Source organism: Mesorhizobium sp. M2E.F.Ca.ET.209.01.1.1, assembly GCF_004010375.2.
Classification (GTDB): Bacteria; Pseudomonadota; Alphaproteobacteria; order Rhizobiales; family Rhizobiaceae; genus Mesorhizobium.
In genome coordinates this window covers 1-427 of sequence record NZ_SADP02000217.1, presented here as the reverse complement: position 1 = coordinate 427, position 427 = coordinate 1, and the positions used below count along the sequence as shown (strand labels likewise).

General features: G+C 60.4%; 1 protein-coding gene. It reads left to right on the top strand.

Features of this window, described 5'->3' with window-relative positions:
• Positions 1-195 precede the first annotated feature (195 nt).
• The coding region (locus EN852_RS42780; protein ID WP_246694496.1) for a hypothetical protein at positions 196-427 on the top strand (232 nt) is incomplete at its 3' end.

Genomic DNA, 427 nt, shown 5'->3' with positions numbered 1-427 from the left:
CGGACGAGCCGGCCCTTTTCTATCCAGGGCTGGACCTGATAATCGATCATATAAGCCACGCCTGCCCCGGATCATGAATTCCGTGTCGTTGACGATAAGATTGCCTTTGAGGGCTATCTCCAGCGAACGTCGGCCGCGTGAGAACTCCCATCGATAGATGTCGCCGGCGCCTGGCCATTGGAAGTTGATGCAGCGATGCTTGTGCAGGTCCTTTGGGTGGCGCGGAACCGCACGTCCGGCAAGGTAGGCTGGAGCCGCCACCGCCGCAATCTGCAGCTCATCGCTGAGCTTGACTGCGACCATGTCCTGCTCGAGCCGCTCGCCGAGCCGGATGCCCGCGTCGAAGCGCCTTTCGACGATGTCGGTCAGCATGTCGTCGACGACAACCGTCAATGCGATATCGGGATAGGCAAGCTGGAAATCGCCG